This is a genomic window from Cognataquiflexum nitidum, from assembly GCF_022538055.1.
In the GTDB taxonomy this organism is placed as follows: domain Bacteria; phylum Bacteroidota; class Bacteroidia; order Cytophagales; family Cyclobacteriaceae; genus Cognataquiflexum; species Cognataquiflexum nitidum.
The window spans coordinates 109,516-127,010 of sequence record NZ_JAKZAM010000009.1; the positions used below are offsets into that span (position 1 = coordinate 109,516).

The window sequence follows — 17,495 nt, forward strand, 5'->3', positions numbered from 1 at the left end:
TTGCGAAGTGATTTCTTCAATTAAAATCAGTTTTTTCATGAAAAATAACCTGTTTACGGTATTGTTTTCAACTAAATGGTAAATTAAATTTACCATTATTAGTAAATCGGTTTCTGACATTTAAAGTTTGCTTATGGATTCGGATAAAAAGCAATGCGTTTATTGTGGTAAATCAATTCTAGGAAGAATAGATAAAAAGTTTTGTGATGACTACTGCCGCAACAGTTATAATAACCAGCGGAGAATAGGGGACAGTGCAGAAGTTAAAAATATCATTGGATACTTGAAAATAAACAGGAATATCCTTGAAAGCATTTTGGTGGATGGCATAGAAAAAGTAAAGATCCCCAAGGAAAGGCTCCAACAATTAGGATACCATTTTAAATACCATACCCATACTTACATCAATTGGAAAGGGAATGTATATACCTATAGTTTTGAATACGGCTATGTGGAAATGGAAGGGGGGTGGGTTCTTGTGGTAAGAGATTTAGGTGATTCCTATTTGAAAGGAGAGAAAAGGGAATGACCGTTTAAACTCAGCTTACTTTTGAAAAGGCGATAAACATTTTGATTGATAAAAGAACCTAAAGGTGTCAAAATGGGTATAAGTAAATGCAAACAAATGAGATTATGCCCCAATTTTTGTCAATAGCATTGTATGATGACATTGCATCCGCCGAACTGAATGCATGGTTGACAAAAACCAGAAAAAGGCCTGGATTTGTCGATAGGCTTACCAAAAGCACACAGGAAGGGATCAATAGCCTGATTCCAGAAAAAGTACATCAGGTAATCACCTACGCGATTGAGAAGATGGTAAAAGGGGTCTTGTTTGGGACCAAGTATATTACTCCGTCACCATTTCTTGCCTCAACTTTGGAAGAAAAGGAAAATAAGGTCAAGAAAATTATAAAGTTATACCAAAATACAGCCTCTGCCGAAGGGGCAATCACAGGGGCCGGGGGTATTTTGTTAGGATTGGCAGATTTTCCGGCATTTCTCACTATCAAAATGAAAATGCTATTTGAAATTGCTGCAGCTTATGGGTATGATGTCAAAAAATTTGAGGAGCGGCTTTACCTTCTGTATATCTTCAAGTTGACATTTTCTAGTCAGGGAAAAAGGAATCAGACTTTGGCCCTTCTTGAAAACTGGGATGAATATATCACAAAACTTCCGGCAGACGTCTCGGATTTTGACTGGAGGGATTTTCAGCTAGAATATAGAGATTACTTAGATTTAGTGAAATTGGCACAGCTAATTCCAATAATTGGTGCCGGAGTCGGTGCAATAGCCAATTACAAATTGGCCAATAAGCTTGGTCAAAATGCCATTCAATGTTATAGATTAAGGCATTTTGATTGGCAAATTTAAGCTACAATAATGATCTCTGAATTTCTGAAAATTTTTGGTATATTGATTTTAAATTCTTTTATATTACATTTGCGGTTGTAAAGTATTCTCGAAGATACTCTGCTTAATACCCACTAAAATTAAAATTTGTATGTTAAAGCCCGTAATATTATCGTCAAAATCGGTATTACTGATATCGTTTATCCTATTTTTTATCTTTTCAGGCTGTGTCAAAGAAGAAAGTCCTGAAAATGTTATTGTAGGTGAACCTTATCAAGGAGGTGTTGTTGCTTATATTTTTCAACCCGGAGATGCGGGTTTTAAAGAAGGAAAAACTTCAGGAATCATAATAGCACCTTCGGAGGACGTCTTTAGATCCCAATGGGGTTGTCAAGGTGCTTCTGTAGGGGGTACGTCTTCAGATTTAGGTGCAGGACGATTAAACACTGAAAGGGTTTTGGCGTTTCATGATGCACTTCCTGATTTCTACAATAATCCCACCCAATGCCATCCTGCCAATGATGGAACAGTTGCGGCGCGGGTAACAATAGGTTTTAATCTTGGGGGATATAATGACTGGTTTATGCCTAGTCTTGAAGAGATGAATTATTTGTACGATAACAGGGATTTGATTGGTGGTTTTTCAACTGACGAGTATTGGAGTTCCTGTGAGACCAATGCGACCAATGCCTGCGTCATGTCATTTGTGACAGGTGAGCAACTTTCTATGCCAAAAAGTGAGGAAAGAAGGGTAAGGGTAATCCGATTCTTTTGATTCGAATACAGTACTAAGAAAAAGCCTGTGGGTATCTCTCACAGGTTTTTTTTTGTCAAAAAATCAATTATAATTCACAAAATTCTTGCAAATCTATGTCACTTCAAATTCCGGATTGCTTCTATCGTGTATCAGTCAAAGCGCTCGTTGTCAATTCGTCCAATAGGTTTCTTTTGGTAAGAGAAGAAAACGGCCTTTGGGAACTTCCCGGCGGAGGATTGGACTTTGGTGAAAAACCGCAGGAAGGATTGAGAAGGGAACTGATGGAGGAAATGGCTTTGGAGATTAAGTCAATCTCTGACCAACCGCATTACTTCTTTCCTGCCATCAATCCCAAAGGACAATATATCGTCAATGCCGTCTACCTGACTGAACTTTATCACTTAGAATTCATACCCTCGGCCGAATGTCAGGAAATTAGATTTTTTAGCCCGGATGAGGTATTTGAAATCAAAGAATGGATGTATCCCAATGTTTTGGAATTTGCCAAAATTTATAAAATGCCTTAACTAGCATCATTAACTTCTTTATCTAGATCAAAAATCGGTACCTTTTTCTCCCAGATCGATGCTTTTGATCCAAATGTTGCGGTAAAGTACATTATGTCCCTCAGCCTGTAATTTTATTCCCCCTGGCCGGTCTGTGATACCTTTTCCGCCATCATTGCCACCGTCTTGTCCTGAATTGGGGCCTCCCCATACCTGACTGATTTCCTTGTCTTCATGTATTTTTTTGCCATTGAAGTAAATGGTGACGCGGGCTTTTTCAACCAACTTCCCGTCCTTGAACCTTGCAGCTTTGAAATTGATGTCGTAGGCGTTCCATTTGCCTAGGCCATTATATGCCTGAAGGGTAGGAATGTGCTCATTGATGATAGCTGCCAAGCCGTGGTCTCCATAATCTCCATCGAGAATCTGGATTTCGTACCTGTTTTGAAGGTAAACTCCCGAGTTACCGCCTGCTTCTTGGATCAAAAACTCAACATGCAACCTAAAATCCCTGAATTCCTCCTTGGTTACAATATCTGCTGCACCATACAGTCCTCCTGCTGCTGCCGGGTCATTGCTGTTCATAGCTGTACCTTTGTCCACAGGATCTTTTACGATTTCCCACTTGATGGGTAGCTCGGCCTTAAATCTTGGGCCTTCCCAATAAGTCCATTTTTGATCCAGCATTTTTCTGCTTCCATCAAAAAGCTGCTGTGCATCTTTTGGTTTTTTGGCACTGACTCCAATTTGGGCCATTGCCAATATTGGAGAGAGGATGCACACAGTAATTAGTAATGCTCTGTTTAAAATTTTCATGGTTATCTGGTTTGATTCAATTATCAAGATAGCCAGCAATCTATTCTTTTTGAAAAAAAATTATGCAATCGGAAGTTATTTACTGTTATTCCAAGTCCTATTAGGTAAATTTTTGGAAAATGACGGTTTTTGGAAAATAAGATTTTTAAATTGCCCAAAATTCCAACCTTCGGTTTAATGAAACAGTCGCCATTCTTTCTGATTTTAGCTTTTATTACTATCGCATTTGCCTGTAATCCAAAGGCAAATCAACCAAATGAACAAGACCATGCCGCAGAAGTGGAAGCGTGGTATCAAGACCGGGTCAAATCCTTGAAAGCGGATGAGGGTTGGCTCAACTTGATAGGATTACATTGGCTAGAGATAGGAGAGACCACTTTTGGATCGAGTCCTGAATCAGGTTTTCGATTGGCATCAGAGGGTTTTCCTGATGCCATTGGGATATTTTCATTAGAGGGAGATAAAGTCTATTTCAGTCCAAAAACTGACAGTATTTTTTTGGGAGAAAATGAGTTGAAAGAAAGAATCAAGATTTTTGATTCTGAGGATCAACTGTCTGAGAAACTCTCCCTCGGAAGCCTCAAGTGGAACATCATCAAAAGGGCAGATGCTTATGGAGTCAGATTGAGAGATTTGGAAACAGCTGCCGTTACCCAATTCGAAGGCATAGAAAGGTTCCCTGTTGACATAGATTGGAAGATTGAAGCCAAATTTATCCCTTATGTCCCGGTCCGGGAAATCCCGATTACAAATGTTCTCGGTCAGACCACACCTAACCCATCACCGGGTTATCTTGAATTTGAAAAAGACGGTAAATCATACAGAATAGATGCTTTGGATGCAGAAGACGAATTATACCTGATCATTGCAGACAATACCAGCGGGGAGGAGACCTATGGTGGAGGAAGGTATATGTATGTCAAAAAGCCTGTTTCCGGAGATCTTGTGGTCTTGGATTTTAACAAAGCCTATAATCCACCCTGCGTATTTACGCCGCATGCGACTTGTCCTTTGCCACCAAGGCAGAATATGCTTGATTTGGCTATTATGGCTGGGGAAAAGACATTTGGAGAACATTAGTAGAAGCGAGAAGCTAGAGACGAGAAGCGAGAAACGAGAGGTGAGAAGCAAGATCTGAGACTTGAGATATGAGACTTGAGAAATGAGATAAAAGTAAGATGGGGATTTTTTAAAACCTTTTGAGGCAATAATGCTTTTTGGTATATGAAGAAATCGGAATTGCCAACCAAGACTTGCCCTGTCTGCAATCGGCCATTTGCCTGGAGAAAAAAGTGGGAGAAGAATTGGGAAAATGTGAAATACTGCTCCAAAAAGTGCGCAGGATCAAAGAAAACACTGAAATAAAAAAAACCGATTGAAATACTTCAATCGGTTTTTGCATTTTTGTTTGGTTAATTTTAATACTCAAAATCGCAGCTCAGATCTGTCGTTCCGATCGGTGCCCCGTCAGGAATAGCCAATTCTGCCGGAATGCTAAATTCTCCTTTTTCACTGAAGAAATCATTGATTTTGTCAGCCAGGTATCTATGGAATTCGCCTGAGGCCCCTTTGGTGGAAGCTGTTTTGCTTTCATTTTTGTTCCAGTTCCAATAGGCAATCTCCCTTAGTTGGTTTCTTGTAATTCCTTTGACTGTGGCAGTTGCCCTAGGGTCTTTGGCAAGGTTGATCAAGTGGTCTGTCAGTTTGTTTTGTACCAAAAGGTTGATTTCCCCCTGATAGGTGCCATCGTAGCCATTTTCAAAAACCTGTGCGGTAACCTTTTCCAATACCTCAGAAAATGAAGGTAATCCGGCATCAAATAGTTTTTGTTGATGCAGCCTGTTAGCCCTACCGGCCTCAAACAGGAATCCGAAAATGTGGTCCACCACGTTTTCGGCAGGGGCCAAAGGATCAAAGTTTAGTCCATTTCTGGAAGGGAAAGTCTCTCTGTTTCTTGAATATCCCATCGGTCGCGGGGGAATTCTGTCCAAAATCTGTGTTGGCACTGCCAATTGATCGGCCTGAATGGCATACAGCAAAGCATCTAAAGCACTGTTTTGCTTGGATGCTTCTAACCTGGATTGAATCCTTTGGTTGTCTCCTTTGACCTTATAGGTGTAATCCAATCCACCGACAAGCTTGGTAGTCGCCTCTAATTGGTACCTGTGCATCAAGAAAAGAGGAGCCAAAACTTCCTCCATCAATGCTTCAGGCTGGTTTTCATCTATTGAATTTAATCCAAATGATTTCAGTTTTTTGGACCGCATGGACATCATTCTCATGAGCTCATCCGGGGCAGAGGCACCATTGTCCCAAAGATGGGAAGTAGGATGGCTGCCACTAGGATGCCTGGAATCCATGTCTGAAATAAATGTATGTCCTGCAGCATAGGTGTCTTCAAGGAGTTTGTTCAAATATGCTTTTTCGGATTGCCCGGCCGGAATAGTTTCGTAGCCATAACGGATAGCCCATTTGTCCCATTCACCGATTTTGTCATCATAGGCATCAGATATATCAATGTTTCCGTTGTCATCCATTTTGATCATCGGGTAAGGATAGTCCATGACTGAAGCGCGGTTGGTAGGGGAGGAAGCATAAGCATGCGCCAAGCCCAAAGTATGTCCTATCTCATGCGCTGAAAGTTGTCTCAACCTAGCCAAGGCCATTTCTAGCATCTTTGGATTTTTTGGTTTTCCATCTTCAAATGGCTGAATCAATCCCTGTGCTATCAAAAAATCCTGCCTTACCCTGAGGCTACCTAAAGTCACGTGGCCTTTGATGATCTCACCTGTTCTGGGATCTGTGACCGAGGAGCCATATGACCATCCTCGTGTAGAACGGTGAACCCATTGGATGACATTGTACCTCACATCCATCAAGTCAGTACCTTCCGGCATCAATTCCACGCGGTATGCATTCTTAAAACCTGCCGCTTCATAAGCCTGTGCCCACCAATTTCCACCTTCCAACAAGGCCGATCTTACTGGCTCAGGCGTACCTCTGTCTAAGTAATAGACGATGGGTTCGACCACTTCGGAAACCGCAGCTGTCGGGTCCTTTTTCTCTAGTCTGTGTCTTGAGATATACTTTTTGACCATCGGTTCGCCAATCGGACTAGTAAAGTCCATATAATCGATGTGGAAATATCCCGCTCTTGTATCGAATTCTCGTGGCGTGTATTTATCATCCGGAAGTTCTATAAAAGAATGTCTTTGTCTGACAGTTACCGATTCTGGAGAAGGAACCACCGACCTGATGTAAGCTCCCGTTGGCGTGCCTGTCAGGGTGACGATGGCTTCTACCTCAGTATTTTTTGGGAAATTTTTGGTCATAGGATAGTGAAGTGCGCTTCGAGAAGGATCAGGTCTATAGGTTCCTTGTCTTGCTGATCCAAGTTTTTCACCTACCATATGGGCATCCTGCATATAGAAGTTGCTGGCATCGATCAGGTATTTTCCACCTTCACTGTTGCTGATTTCAAAACCCCAAAGTACAGATTCTGCGAATGCATCCCTGACGGATTTGACTTCTGAGGGATTGTCGCTATAAGCTCTAAACTCGTAATTCTTGTGAACCAACAAAAGTTTGTTACCTGCTTTCCTGAATTCTACGATGCGGGTTCTTCCAAGCTGTCCCCGATCAAGACCAATGTCATTGGATCCGATTCCCGCAGGCATGGAATTCACATAAAGAAATTCAAAGTCAAGTTTGTCCACTTCTAAGTAGATTTTTCCTTTGTCCTCATCTGTATAAAAGGTGAAGAAACCTTCCTTTTTGATGAGCTTGCTTTTGTCCACAGCCTGACCCCAAAGGGGTACAGAAAGTAGAACCATACAAATTGAATGTAGTAAAAATATTTTTTTCATAGAATGGTGGTTTAATGTCTCAATTTATCAAAAACCCAATTTGTAGGCTGTACCGATGGTGGAAATTATCTATTGAATTGGTATTGGATCTGGAAAACGGTCTCTGTCAAGGTGTTGCCATTGATTTGTTGCAGGCCACTTCCAATGACTTCTCGGTCAGTAAAGACGGTTCTGCTAAACCTTGCCCACAAAGTTAGTTTTTGACTGATTTTATATTGACCCAAAAGGTAATACCGCATTCCTTGTCCGTTTAAGGCTGGAATTGAAAAAAGCCAAAGCACATTCCTTTCATAAATAAACTGCCTGTTATCATAATCTTCAGTATCGAATAAAACTATTCTACCTGATAGCCTCCATTTCTCATAATCCACATTGAGGTCTTGACTGATGGCAAAACCCCTCGTGATTTTATTATTGAAAGCAAACCTACTGGACATCACCCTTGATTTTATGCTCCAGTGTTTGTCCATGCTATAATCGAGGTTGAAGGCATAATTCCATTTTTTGCCTTGGGACAGTTGGTAGCCCGACTGAAAATTATTAGGAAGTTCTGAGATATTTCTTGCCTTTGATTCCTCACGGATCTGAGCAAAGAGAAGAATTTTTCTGGATGGTGAATAGGTAAATCTTGTAAGCCACTCATGACCGGAAGAAGGGGCATAAACGCGGTATTTCAGCCAAGGAAATCTGAAATAATCGTGATACACTGACCATGATATCTTTTGATTGGGTTTGTAATTCAGCCCAAAATAAAGACCATGTTCGTTGATAGGCCTAGTTCCTTCGGAAAAAGCATTGCCATAAAAGCTATGAAAATCCCTGTCAAAGCGTCTCCATAAAACTGAAAACCCGAGTTTTGGATGAAGGCTGCTCATCATCCCTAGGACAGAACCTTTACCGCCACTCTTGGATATGGCTGTTTCTCCGAAGAAAAAATAATTTTGGTAATTATAAGCGAAATAAAGGCTGTGAAGATGGTTTTCCCTACCAAAAAACTCAAACTGATTATAAACCTGACGATTCCTTTGAAATGGCTGACCAAATCGGGTGTAAAGTGTATTGAATCCAACCTGAAAATCCTTCTTCCTGCTTTGGAAGTGGATATTTCCACCAAGATTTTTTTCTCGGATTCGGTTTTTGTAATTTATTTCGGTGAGGGTCCTGTGCAATCCGCTACTCTGAAGTGATGTGATGATTTCTGCTTCAGATTCCAAAGTGTCGAGTTGGATCTGAAGATTTCCATCTCGGGGAGCATTGGAAGCCATCATGGTAATGTTCAATGGTCCTGCCTTATAGGTAGCTGCTATTCCCCTAAAAAAACCAAACTCCAAGGCTGCAGTATAAGGCCTGATGCCTATGGTACTTCGCCTGATAGTGGTAATGGTTTCAGCACCTTTCCCTACCCCAAAACCGGCTCCAAAAACCAAACCCTGTCCGGTTTGCATCTGAAAATCACCAATCGAAATTGCTCTTAATTTACCTTGATTGTATAATGTGAAATGGTAAGATAAAAAATTGAATCCATATCTCTTGGTATTTGGGTTCCATACAAACTGCTCGCCGGGGTCTTTGTCAATGGTAAATCCTAAGCTGAAATCTTTTGAATGCTGAATTCGGAATCTGCCGTAAAGGTTGTTAGGGTCTCCCAAATACCTGCTCGTCAGTCTTCCGTTTCCCAAGGTGTCAGGCGGGGTGTATCCTTTTCGGGTTTCCCAAACCCTGTTCTGTCTGAATATAAAATATGCATCCCTAGAATCAAAAATCCGATCCTTCAATGATCTCTGCATCCTTTCAGAGTCTTCTAAAACAACAAAGGGAAGCAGTTTATAAATTGTTTCTAGATCAAAATCCGGGATTGCCTGAAGTTCATATAGTGAAATAAATTTCCCGAACTTATTTTGGTAGTCTATAAAGCTGTTGACCTGAGTGGGACTGAGAATAAAAATGGACTTTAATTCCTCTGAATTGGTTTTGTTCAGGTTGATGGGATTAAGAAATACCTGCAAAAGACTTTCATACAAATCTTCGTAATTCTCATCTGTTCTTTGCATCCCAAAAAGTTCCTCAATAAAATTTTCAATATTGATCTCTTCTTTTCGGTAGGTCTGCGCCGTACTCCTGTGGCTTATAAAAAGCAGCAGTAGCCCTATGAAAAGCAACGTTTTCATTTGTTGCGAAGTAAATAGCTGAAAGAAAAATGATGCGTATTTCCCAGACTTGGATGTTGGGTTAGGGCATAGTCTATGTGATATCTTTTGGGACGAAAACCCACCCCAAAAAAGAATTTGTTTGGTTGGGTATTCATCCCTACTCTGGCCCAAACTCTTTCCAGCAGGTTATATTCCAATCCTACTTTCAAAAGTGGGTCAAGAAGAATGTCCTTTTCAGCCTCGAGGTTAACCATTACTTTGGCAGATGGTCTATATGAAATCCCTGCCTTGACTGTGGTGGGGAGCCGGTCATCTGAATTTTTTCCATATCTTGCGCGGGTGACGTTGTATACATGTGCTCCGAAAAATAATTCTGGAGTCAATTCAGCTACCCCGCCAAACTCAATGACTGCTGCCGCACCTCTTCCAAATCCTTCAATGCTTGTCTGCAGATAATTGATTTTTAATCCAAGGCTAGCGATTCCCAATTGATTTGAAAGCCCGATCCCAATCTGATTTTGGGAAAAATGCTCTGACCCGAAACTTGAAATCCCAAGACCAAGGGCTCTTTTATTGCCTTTGATTACTGCCGCTGCCCCCAAAGTAGTGAGTTCATCGATACCAAGTCGGTGGTCATAAGAGAAGGTAGCTTGGGAATAATCAATCATGGCCAGTCCTCCGATATTGTTGAAAATACTCCAAACATCTCCTAAGGTCACGTTGGGATTTCCCATACCCATACTCCGGCCACCCCTGGGAAACGCTTCTGTCCCGGTTTGACTGTGGACTTTGCCATGGGTCAAGGTCAGAAAAAAAAGAAGGAAAATTTTGAAATATCCTGTCATGTCCATAAAACCGGTTCTAAAACGGTCAAATTAAAAATACAAGGACAATAGGAAAGGAAAAAGTAACTATCCGATCTTAAACGTTTAACTTTTATTTACCTCAAAAAGGTGCTCTGAAATTCACAAAAAAGGCCTGTTCTCCTTGGTTGTTGAAAGAATATTCAAACCTGAACACCATGTCATAAAGTGTCACGATATCGAGACCCGGTCCATAGCCAAAAAGGTATTTATTTGTCAGTCGGGCATTGTCGGGCAGGTTATTTCGGTCATTGACGAAGCCGTGGTCAAAGTTAAATCCAAGATACATTTGGAGTGGGAGGTAGGAAAACTCCTCCAATGGGACATATTTTCCGATGTCATATCCGATATCTATAAACTTGAAGCGGAAGCTGTTTTTATGGACAAGAGTTTGCTGACCTTCTACCACATTCAATTCATACCCCCTGATAAAATAGGGATTATATCCGATGCCCCTTACCAACGTGAATGGCTGCCGTTTTTCAAAAAATGAACTGATCGACAACCCGGATGCAAAATTGAATTTATCACCCAACTTGAAATATTTGTTTGCATTGAGGCTGATTTCGGCATCGTCAATGTCATCTGCTGAAAATAAGCCGAACTTAGTCAGGCTGATGTTTAGCAGTTCGCCTTCTGTGGCATATTGGATGTTGTTTCTTTTATCATGCCGGAAGGTATATCCCAATACAAAGTAATTGAGTTTGTTACTATCATGTAAGAAATAATCGGGATTTTGAACAAATACATCGGGATTGATGATGGTGTTGTTATAGCCAAAAGTTACAAAATGGAAATTGTAAAAGCTTCCCCTGTAGCTGTATCGGAAATAAGCTGAAGAGTTTTTTCTTAGTACCTCTTCATTTTCATTGGTGTAAAATACCTGTTTGTTGAAGGCTGATTTTACAGGAATTGTTTTCTGTGTAAAATAAGTGAACTGGCCTGATATACCATGGTTTTGGTTTTTGTCAAGATATGGAATGCTGTACATGACTTCAAATGCCTCGACAAATCCAAATTGGGCTCCTACTTTCAGCTTTTCATTTCTACCTCCCACATTGTTATGTACCAGTCTTGCACCGTAGTTTACCCTTGAAAAATCACGGTTTTGGTTGGTCCACCACTCGGCTATGTTTCGGTCTGCGAGGTTGAAGATGATGTTAGGAATGATATACCACCTTTCTGTTACCGACACTAAAAGCTCTATCTGTTCATTGTCTGTAAGGAGAGGTGTGATTTCTACACTGTTGAATAATTGAAGGTTATAGATTTTTTTTTGATCGGCCTGAATCATCGAAATCAACTCATCCCAATCATAACTGACTCCCGTCTTGAGGTCTATTTCCCGAAGAATAATGTTCTTGCGCGTCTTTTCATTGCCCACAATAAAAATATTGTTGATCACTACTTTGTTTGGATTGCTTACAGCTACACTGTCTTTACCAATCTCCTCTGTTTGGGCTATAGCAATTTTAGCCTCAAAAAAATTAAGGAAAGCAAAGAGGAAGAGTAAGCTATATTTGTAAAAATTTTTCAAGTAGTACAGGACTTAATTTAAATTTAAGGAACTTTACCTTGCCATATTTCTTTATCCCTGAAATAGTAGAGCTTTGAAGACAATCATCCGCAAGATCGCCATATTTCCAGTATTGGTCTATCAATTTGTAATTTCACCACTTTTTCCTGCTTCGTGCAGGTACACACCTACATGCAGTCAATACACCAAAGAAGCAATTTTGAAACACGGTATTTTCAAAGGAGGTTGGCTGGGAATCAAAAGGATAGCAAGTTGCCACCCTTGGGGAGGCCATGGACATGACCCCGTCCCCTAATTGCTTTGGTCTTTAAATCCTTTTTTTAATGCCATTACCACCAAAACTGTTCCCCCTATCACCAATGGTATGCTCAACCACTGACCCATATTTAGGTTAAGTCCTTGCTCAAAGTCAACCTGGTTTTCTTTCAGGTATTCCCATACAAAGCGCATCCCAAATACCGAGATCAAAAACATTCCAAGAAGCAATCCATCGGGCAACCTTGATTTGTAAGTCATCCAAAGCCAAAGTAAAACGAGGAAAATTACAAAATAAGAAGTTGCCTCATAAATCTGTGTAGGATATCGGGCAACACCAAAAGTGTAAACTGTCGCCATATAATGGTCTCCTTTATCTGAAAGATCAAAGTTCAGCGGAGTCTCGGGACTCTCTGCCATATATTTTTGAGAACTTTTAAACTTGGTCAATACATATTTGACATCCGTTTCCAGTGTGGTCCTGAGGTCTTCTTCGCTAAACCCACCCTTTTCAATTTTTATATCAATATTGACGGGAACTATACCGCTGCCTTTCAGTTCAGATTCACGGTTTTCAGGTTTATATGCACTGACTTCCAATACAGGAATTCTAAGGGTCAACAATATTTCCTCACTGTCCCTTGCATACACAAAACCGCTGTCAGTACCGGTTGGTTTTCCTCCTATTTCGGAATTCATAAGGTTGCCGACTCTAATCATGGCACCTGTCATGGCTACCACGATGACTATTCGGTCTACCACCCACAAATATGTCTGAGTAGGGACTTTTCTTGCATAAAGATAAAGGGCAAATAATATGGCAATTGCAGCCCCGTGACTAGCTAGTCCGCCTTCCCAAACTTTGAGAATTTCTATCGGGTTGCTGAGGTATTTTTCGGGTTCATAAAAAAGCACATGTCCCAATCTAGCTCCAATGATGGTGGCCAATACCATGTAGATTGTCAGCTTATCCACAAGCCGATCATCCTGACCTTCTTTTCTATAGATATAGATCATTACCTGTTGGGAAATGATAAAGCCAAATGCAAACAATAAACTGTACCACCTTAATCTTTCAAAACTTGGAAAAACCGCCGGGTTAGGACTCCATACGATATAGTCTACTATCAATTGTAATGTCATATTGTTATCTTTTTTGGGATCAGGTGATTGTTTTTTGGATCAGTTATCATCCAATTCTTTCAATTCTTCCGCATAGCCACCCGACAATATCGGGAACCTATACCATGTTTTAGGATCTACATTGAATTCATCCAAATGGAATGATGGCGCAAGGCGTTCTCTTTTCCATTGGTTTCTAGACCAAAGCCGGAAGAATTTTTTGATATAGCTCTTGAGTAATTCATTTTCTACGTTCAATTCCTCTTTAAGGATTAGAAAAATATCAAGAGGGGACCTTCTGTCCCGAATTGCAAGTCGCTCGATTTCGACAATAACGGAATAAGGCATGAGGTCAGTTTCGTCGGTCTGTTGGTTTTCAGAAGGCCTGAGTTCCGCTGTCGGTTGCAGGCCATTGACTTTATTCAATCCTACGTAACCCAGATCAGACTCTGCCCAACGGAGCCAGTGGATTATAAAGTGCTTGTCAACTCCCGCAATGGGAGAAATGCTTCCACTAGAGTCACCATCCATGGTAGTATAGCCTACATCGCCTTCACTTCTATTAGAAGTACTCAGGAGCAATGCGTTTTTTACATTGGCAAGCATCCAAATGATCGGAGACCTAGCCCTTGCCTGAATGTTTTGAAGGGTGATGTCATCTTCCCTCCATGACAGCCTTCTTCCAATTGCTTTTTCGATTTTTTCTGTGTAGGATTTTACCTCATCGGTGATTTCCCAATGAAGAAACTCCGCTCCAATGCTTTCTGCCAAAAATTTTGCGCTCTGAAAGGTAGCAAAGGAGGAATTTTCAGAAGCCTGATAAGCAGTGGTAAGGATTTGTCCGATGATTTCTTTGATCGGATTATTTGTCAGGGGAGCAAAGGTTGATCCCAGCTTTTGAAGGAAGGCAGGTACACCGAGTTCTTCAACCCCACGTCTCACCATTTCCGAAACCAACACAGCAATGGTCGATGAATCTGCGCCACCGCTGAGGGAGAGAACGAAACCCATGCTTTTGCTTTTTCTCAGGTAATCAAATAGTGCCAAAGCAGATGCTTTTACAAATTCCTCATTTTTATGGTGGTTGCTTATGACTTCAGGATAATCTTCGGTTTTGGAATCATAATCAAATGTCAATACCTGAAAGTCCTCAAAGGAAAGTAGATTGTTTTTGAAGATGAGCCTACCGTTTTTGGAAGCAAGGATTTCTCCATCAAAGATCATCCTGCCGGCCTCATTTCCAAGTAGGTTTACATAAAAGTAGGTAGCATCAAATAGCCTTGAGCTTTCATTTACAAGCTGTTCTCTGAGTATACTTTTTCCCATTGCAAAGTGACTTGCACTTGGATTGAAGATGATGTCTACCTTCCTGTCTTTGAGTCGATATCCGGGTCTGACTTTCCCCCTCCATGCATCTTCACAGATTTCAAAGCCATACTTTACACCTTTTTTTTCAAGCATGAGATCACCAAAAGGAACCTGATATCCCTGAAATTCAAAATTAGTCACTTTTCCCTGTTCCCAAGGGGTAAACCAGCGAAACTCATAATGAACACCATCTATGGCCATAAATTGCTTGGCTACAAAGCCTGTGACTTTTTGGTCTTCCAAAAGGGCAACACAATTATAAACCTTATCCTGTATCCTTACCGGAAGACCGATTGCAATGGTGATGTCTTCTGAATAAGGCAATAGCTGTTCTAGTTGTTTAAGTGCCTTTTGTGGATACCAATAACTTAAAAAAAGATCTTCACTGCCATATCCTGTGATAGCCAATTCCGGAAAACAAAGGAATTCGGCTTTTAAGGATTTTGCCTTTTCTATCGCCTGAATGATATGCCTAAGGTTACCCGTCCAGTCTAAAGGTGTTTGGTTGACAGTGGCACAAGCGATTTTTAATGTTGACATTCTGTTTGTATAAAGACTTAAATCTGATCTCAAAGATACTGCACTATACTGCTATCTGGAGAACTTCGCAGGCATTTTTAGCCGCTTCTTGCTCTGCTTTCTTTTTGGTGGCCCCTTTTCCGGAGGCTAAAAGTTTTCCATTGACATGAAGTTCGACTATAAACTCCTTGAATCGTTGTTCTCCATTTACTGCGATTGTCTTGAAATCAATTTCAAAATTTTCTCTTTGACCCCATTCGATGATTTTACTTTTAAAATTGGTCGTGGTGCTGATGATATTATCAAGATCGAAATGGATAATGATCCTTTTCAAAATGAATTTCTTACAAAAATGAAAATCTCTATCCAAGTAAATGGCTCCAACCATAGCCTCTAGCGCATCTCCATAAAGAGATTTGTGTGAGCTGAGATTTTTACCTTTGTATTCCTCGCTGATGATTTTGGAAAGGCCGATTTTGATAGCAATTTGGTTGAGGGCTTCTCTATTGACCATCCTGCTTCTGGTTTCGGTTAGGAATCCTTCATCCCTGTAAGGATATTTGATAAACAAAAATTCTGCAACAACAGCTCCCAATATGGCATCTCCGAGATATTCCAATCTTTCATTTGAAATTTTCATTCCATTGATTGACTCCTCGGCAGCAGAGGCATGCTTGATGGCAAGTTTGTAAAGGGTCAAATTAAAAGGCTTGCTTCCAACCATATGTTTTATGGAAGAAGCAAGCCTTTTTTCGTATTTGGTGTAAAACAGTGACCTAAGCCGTAGTAATCTGGACAGTTTCAATGTTACTCTGTTATTTTTTTGAAGATGATGGAAGCGTTATGTCCACCAAATCCAAAAGTATTGCTCAATGCTGCCCTGATTTCTCTTTTTTGGGCCTTATTGAAAGTCAGGTTCAATCTAGGGTCAAAGTCCTCATCATCAGTAAAATGATTGATGGTGGGCGGGATGAGACTATTTTTTATAGCAAGTATTGAAGCAATCGCTTCAACTCCACCTGCTGCACCTAGAAGGTGCCCTGTCATCGACTTGGTACTGCTTATATTGATCTTGTAAGCGTGCTCGCCGAATACTTTTTGAATCGCTTTGACTTCACTGATATCTCCGAGAGGAGTGGAAGTACCGTGTACATTGACATAGTCAATATCCTCAGGCTGCATTTCGGCATCCTCAAGGGCATGCTTCATCACATTGCTAGCACCTTCACCTTCCGGATGAGGAGCGGTAATATGGTAAGCATCTGCGGTCATTCCACCACCTACCAATTCAGCATATATTTTTGCTCCCCGAGCTTTGGCATGTTCATAATCTTCGAGTATAAGACAGCCGGCTCCTTCGCCAAGGACAAATCCATCTCTGTTTTTGTCAAATGGTCTTGAAGCAGTAGTGGGAGATTCATTTCTTTGGGAAAGGGCTTTCAAGGCATTGAATCCGCCTACACCTGCCTCAGTTATGGTGGCTTCTGTACCACCTGTGATGAAGATGTCCGCTTTGTTTAGCCTGATGTAATTGAAAGCATCTATAATGGCATTTGTGGCAGAAGCACAAGCCGAAACTGTTACAAAATTTGGACCTCTAAATCCATATCTTATCGAAATGAAACCTGCGCAGATGTCAGCTATCATTTTGGGGATAAAGAACGGATTGAATCTCGGGGTGCCATCACCTCGTGCAAAGTCGGTCACCTCATCCTGAAAGGACCTGAGACCGCCAATACCTGAACCCATGATGACTCCGGCCCTGTGTAAGTTGATTTTTTCTAGATCAAGACCTGCATCTTTGATCGCCTCATCTGCAGCGATAAGCCCCATCTGAGTAAAAAGATCCATTTTTCGGGCTTCTTTTCTATCAATAAACTGTTCGACATCAAGATTCTTGACCTCGCAGGCAAATTGGGTTTTGAAAAGGGTAGCATCGAACCTAGTAATAGGTGCAGCACCGCTTACACCATTTGATAAACCGTTCCAGAATTCAGGAACGGTATTTCCAATCGGTGTAAGGGCACCTAAACCTGTTACTACAACTCTTCTTAAATTCATAAATGAATTTTGAATGAATATTTTATTTTACGTTTGCCTCCAGATAGCTGATAGCCTGACCTACTGTACCGATTTGCTCAGCTTGGTCATCTGGAATAGAAAGGTTGAATTCTTTTTCGAATTCCATAATGAGCTCAACTGTATCCAGTGAGTCTGCACCAAGATCATTGGTGAAACTAGCCTCAGGAGTTACTTCAGATTCTTCTACGCCTAATTTATCAACGATAATGGCTTTAACTTTTTGCGCAATTTCAGACATTTTTCGAACAGTTTAATTTAAAACACTTCGCAAAGAAATAGATTTAAAACCTTATTGCCA

Annotated in this window: 17 protein-coding genes; 7 read left to right on the top strand and 10 right to left on the bottom strand. The window is 40.8% G+C overall.

The genetic code is table 11. The annotated features are described in order from the left end of the window. Nucleotides 1-133 precede the first annotated feature (133 nt). From MMU07_RS08100 to MMU07_RS08115, 4 genes are all read left to right on the top strand, one after another. Nucleotides 134-529 carry a DUF2116 family Zn-ribbon domain-containing protein gene (locus tag MMU07_RS08100; RefSeq protein WP_241125358.1) on the top strand — a complete coding sequence of 132 codons (396 nt, stop codon included), beginning with the start codon at nt 134-136 and terminating at the stop codon, nt 527-529. A 104-nt stretch (nt 530-633) separates the two neighbouring features. Next, entirely contained in the window at nt 634-1,377 is a 744-nt protein-coding gene (locus MMU07_RS08105; protein ID WP_241125359.1) for an EcsC family protein, read from the top strand. A 130-nt stretch (nt 1,378-1,507) separates the two neighbouring features. Next, entirely contained in the window at nt 1,508-2,131 is a 624-nt protein-coding gene (locus MMU07_RS08110; protein WP_241125360.1) for an Lcl C-terminal domain-containing protein, read from the top strand. Nucleotides 2,132-2,226: 95 nt separating this feature from the next. Then, nucleotides 2,227-2,640: an NUDIX hydrolase gene (locus MMU07_RS08115; RefSeq protein ID WP_241125361.1), complete on the top strand. Its 414-nt coding sequence runs from the start codon at nt 2,227-2,229 to the stop codon at nt 2,638-2,640. A 27-nt stretch (nt 2,641-2,667) separates the two neighbouring features. Here MMU07_RS08115 and MMU07_RS08120 read toward each other — a convergent pair whose 3' ends face one another. Then, nucleotides 2,668-3,435, bottom strand: a complete 768-nt coding sequence (locus MMU07_RS08120) for a 3-keto-disaccharide hydrolase (protein WP_241125362.1) — start codon at nt 3,433-3,435, stop codon at nt 2,668-2,670. A gap of 177 nt (nt 3,436-3,612) precedes the next feature. Here MMU07_RS08120 and MMU07_RS08125 point away from each other — a divergent pair, with 177 nt between their 5' ends. Both MMU07_RS08125 and MMU07_RS08130 read left to right on the top strand, forming a co-directional pair. After that, the gene (locus MMU07_RS08125) at nt 3,613-4,515 is read left to right on the top strand and encodes a DUF1684 domain-containing protein (RefSeq protein ID WP_241125363.1); all 903 of its coding nucleotides are present in this window, start codon (nt 3,613-3,615) and stop codon (nt 4,513-4,515) included. Between the two features lie 144 nt (nt 4,516-4,659). Then, nucleotides 4,660-4,800: a DUF2256 domain-containing protein gene (locus tag MMU07_RS08130; protein WP_241125364.1), complete on the top strand. Its 141-nt coding sequence runs from the start codon at nt 4,660-4,662 to the stop codon at nt 4,798-4,800. Between the two features lie 53 nt (nt 4,801-4,853). Here the strand turns inward: MMU07_RS08130 and MMU07_RS08135 are convergent, their stop codons facing one another. The 4 genes from MMU07_RS08135 to MMU07_RS08150 all read right to left on the bottom strand — a co-directional run bounded on the left by MMU07_RS08135 (nt 4,854) and on the right by MMU07_RS08150 (nt 11,851). Beyond that, nucleotides 4,854-7,301: a zinc-dependent metalloprotease gene (locus MMU07_RS08135; RefSeq protein WP_241125365.1), complete on the bottom strand. Its 2,448-nt coding sequence runs from the start codon at nt 7,299-7,301 to the stop codon at nt 4,854-4,856. A 65-nt stretch (nt 7,302-7,366) separates the two neighbouring features. Continuing rightward, the gene (locus tag MMU07_RS08140; protein ID WP_241125366.1) at nt 7,367-9,469 is read right to left on the bottom strand and encodes a ComEA family DNA-binding protein; all 2,103 of its coding nucleotides are present in this window, start codon (nt 9,467-9,469) and stop codon (nt 7,367-7,369) included. Further along, nucleotides 9,466-10,302 (bottom strand): PorV/PorQ family protein, encoded by an 837-nt coding sequence (locus tag MMU07_RS08145; RefSeq protein WP_336246180.1) that lies wholly within the window; start codon nt 10,300-10,302, stop codon nt 9,466-9,468. The genes MMU07_RS08140 and MMU07_RS08145 overlap by 4 nt, the downstream gene beginning before the upstream one ends. A gap of 94 nt (nt 10,303-10,396) precedes the next feature. Then, nucleotides 10,397-11,851 (bottom strand): POTRA domain-containing protein, encoded by a 1,455-nt coding sequence (locus MMU07_RS08150; protein WP_255737266.1) that lies wholly within the window; start codon nt 11,849-11,851, stop codon nt 10,397-10,399. A gap of 73 nt (nt 11,852-11,924) precedes the next feature. Between MMU07_RS08150 and yidD the strand changes: the two genes are divergently transcribed. After that, nucleotides 11,925-12,146 carry a membrane protein insertion efficiency factor YidD gene (yidD, locus tag MMU07_RS08155; RefSeq protein WP_241125367.1) on the top strand — a complete coding sequence of 74 codons (222 nt, stop codon included), beginning with the start codon at nt 11,925-11,927 and terminating at the stop codon, nt 12,144-12,146. Here yidD and MMU07_RS08160 read toward each other — a convergent pair. The 5 genes from MMU07_RS08160 to MMU07_RS08180 are packed head-to-tail and all read right to left on the bottom strand — an operon-like array spanning nt 12,143 to nt 17,435. Next, entirely contained in the window at nt 12,143-13,249 is a 1,107-nt protein-coding gene (locus MMU07_RS08160; RefSeq protein WP_241125368.1) for a prolipoprotein diacylglyceryl transferase, read from the bottom strand. The two genes, yidD and MMU07_RS08160, sit on opposite strands and share 4 nt — an antisense overlap. A gap of 39 nt (nt 13,250-13,288) precedes the next feature. Then, nucleotides 13,289-15,136, bottom strand: a complete 1,848-nt coding sequence (nadE, locus tag MMU07_RS08165; protein ID WP_241125369.1) for an NAD(+) synthase — start codon at nt 15,134-15,136, stop codon at nt 13,289-13,291. A gap of 43 nt (nt 15,137-15,179) precedes the next feature. After that, entirely contained in the window at nt 15,180-15,920 is a 741-nt protein-coding gene (gene rnc, locus MMU07_RS08170; protein ID WP_241125370.1) for a ribonuclease III, read from the bottom strand. 2 nt (nt 15,921-15,922) lie between these two features. Then, complete coding sequence (fabF, locus tag MMU07_RS08175) at nt 15,923-17,176, bottom strand: beta-ketoacyl-ACP synthase II (protein WP_241125371.1); 1,254 nt, start codon at nt 17,174-17,176, stop codon at nt 15,923-15,925. A gap of 22 nt (nt 17,177-17,198) precedes the next feature. Beyond that, nucleotides 17,199-17,435, bottom strand: coding sequence for an acyl carrier protein (locus tag MMU07_RS08180; RefSeq protein ID WP_113925470.1), 237 nt, complete (start codon nt 17,433-17,435; stop codon nt 17,199-17,201). Nucleotides 17,436-17,495 lie beyond the last annotated feature (60 nt).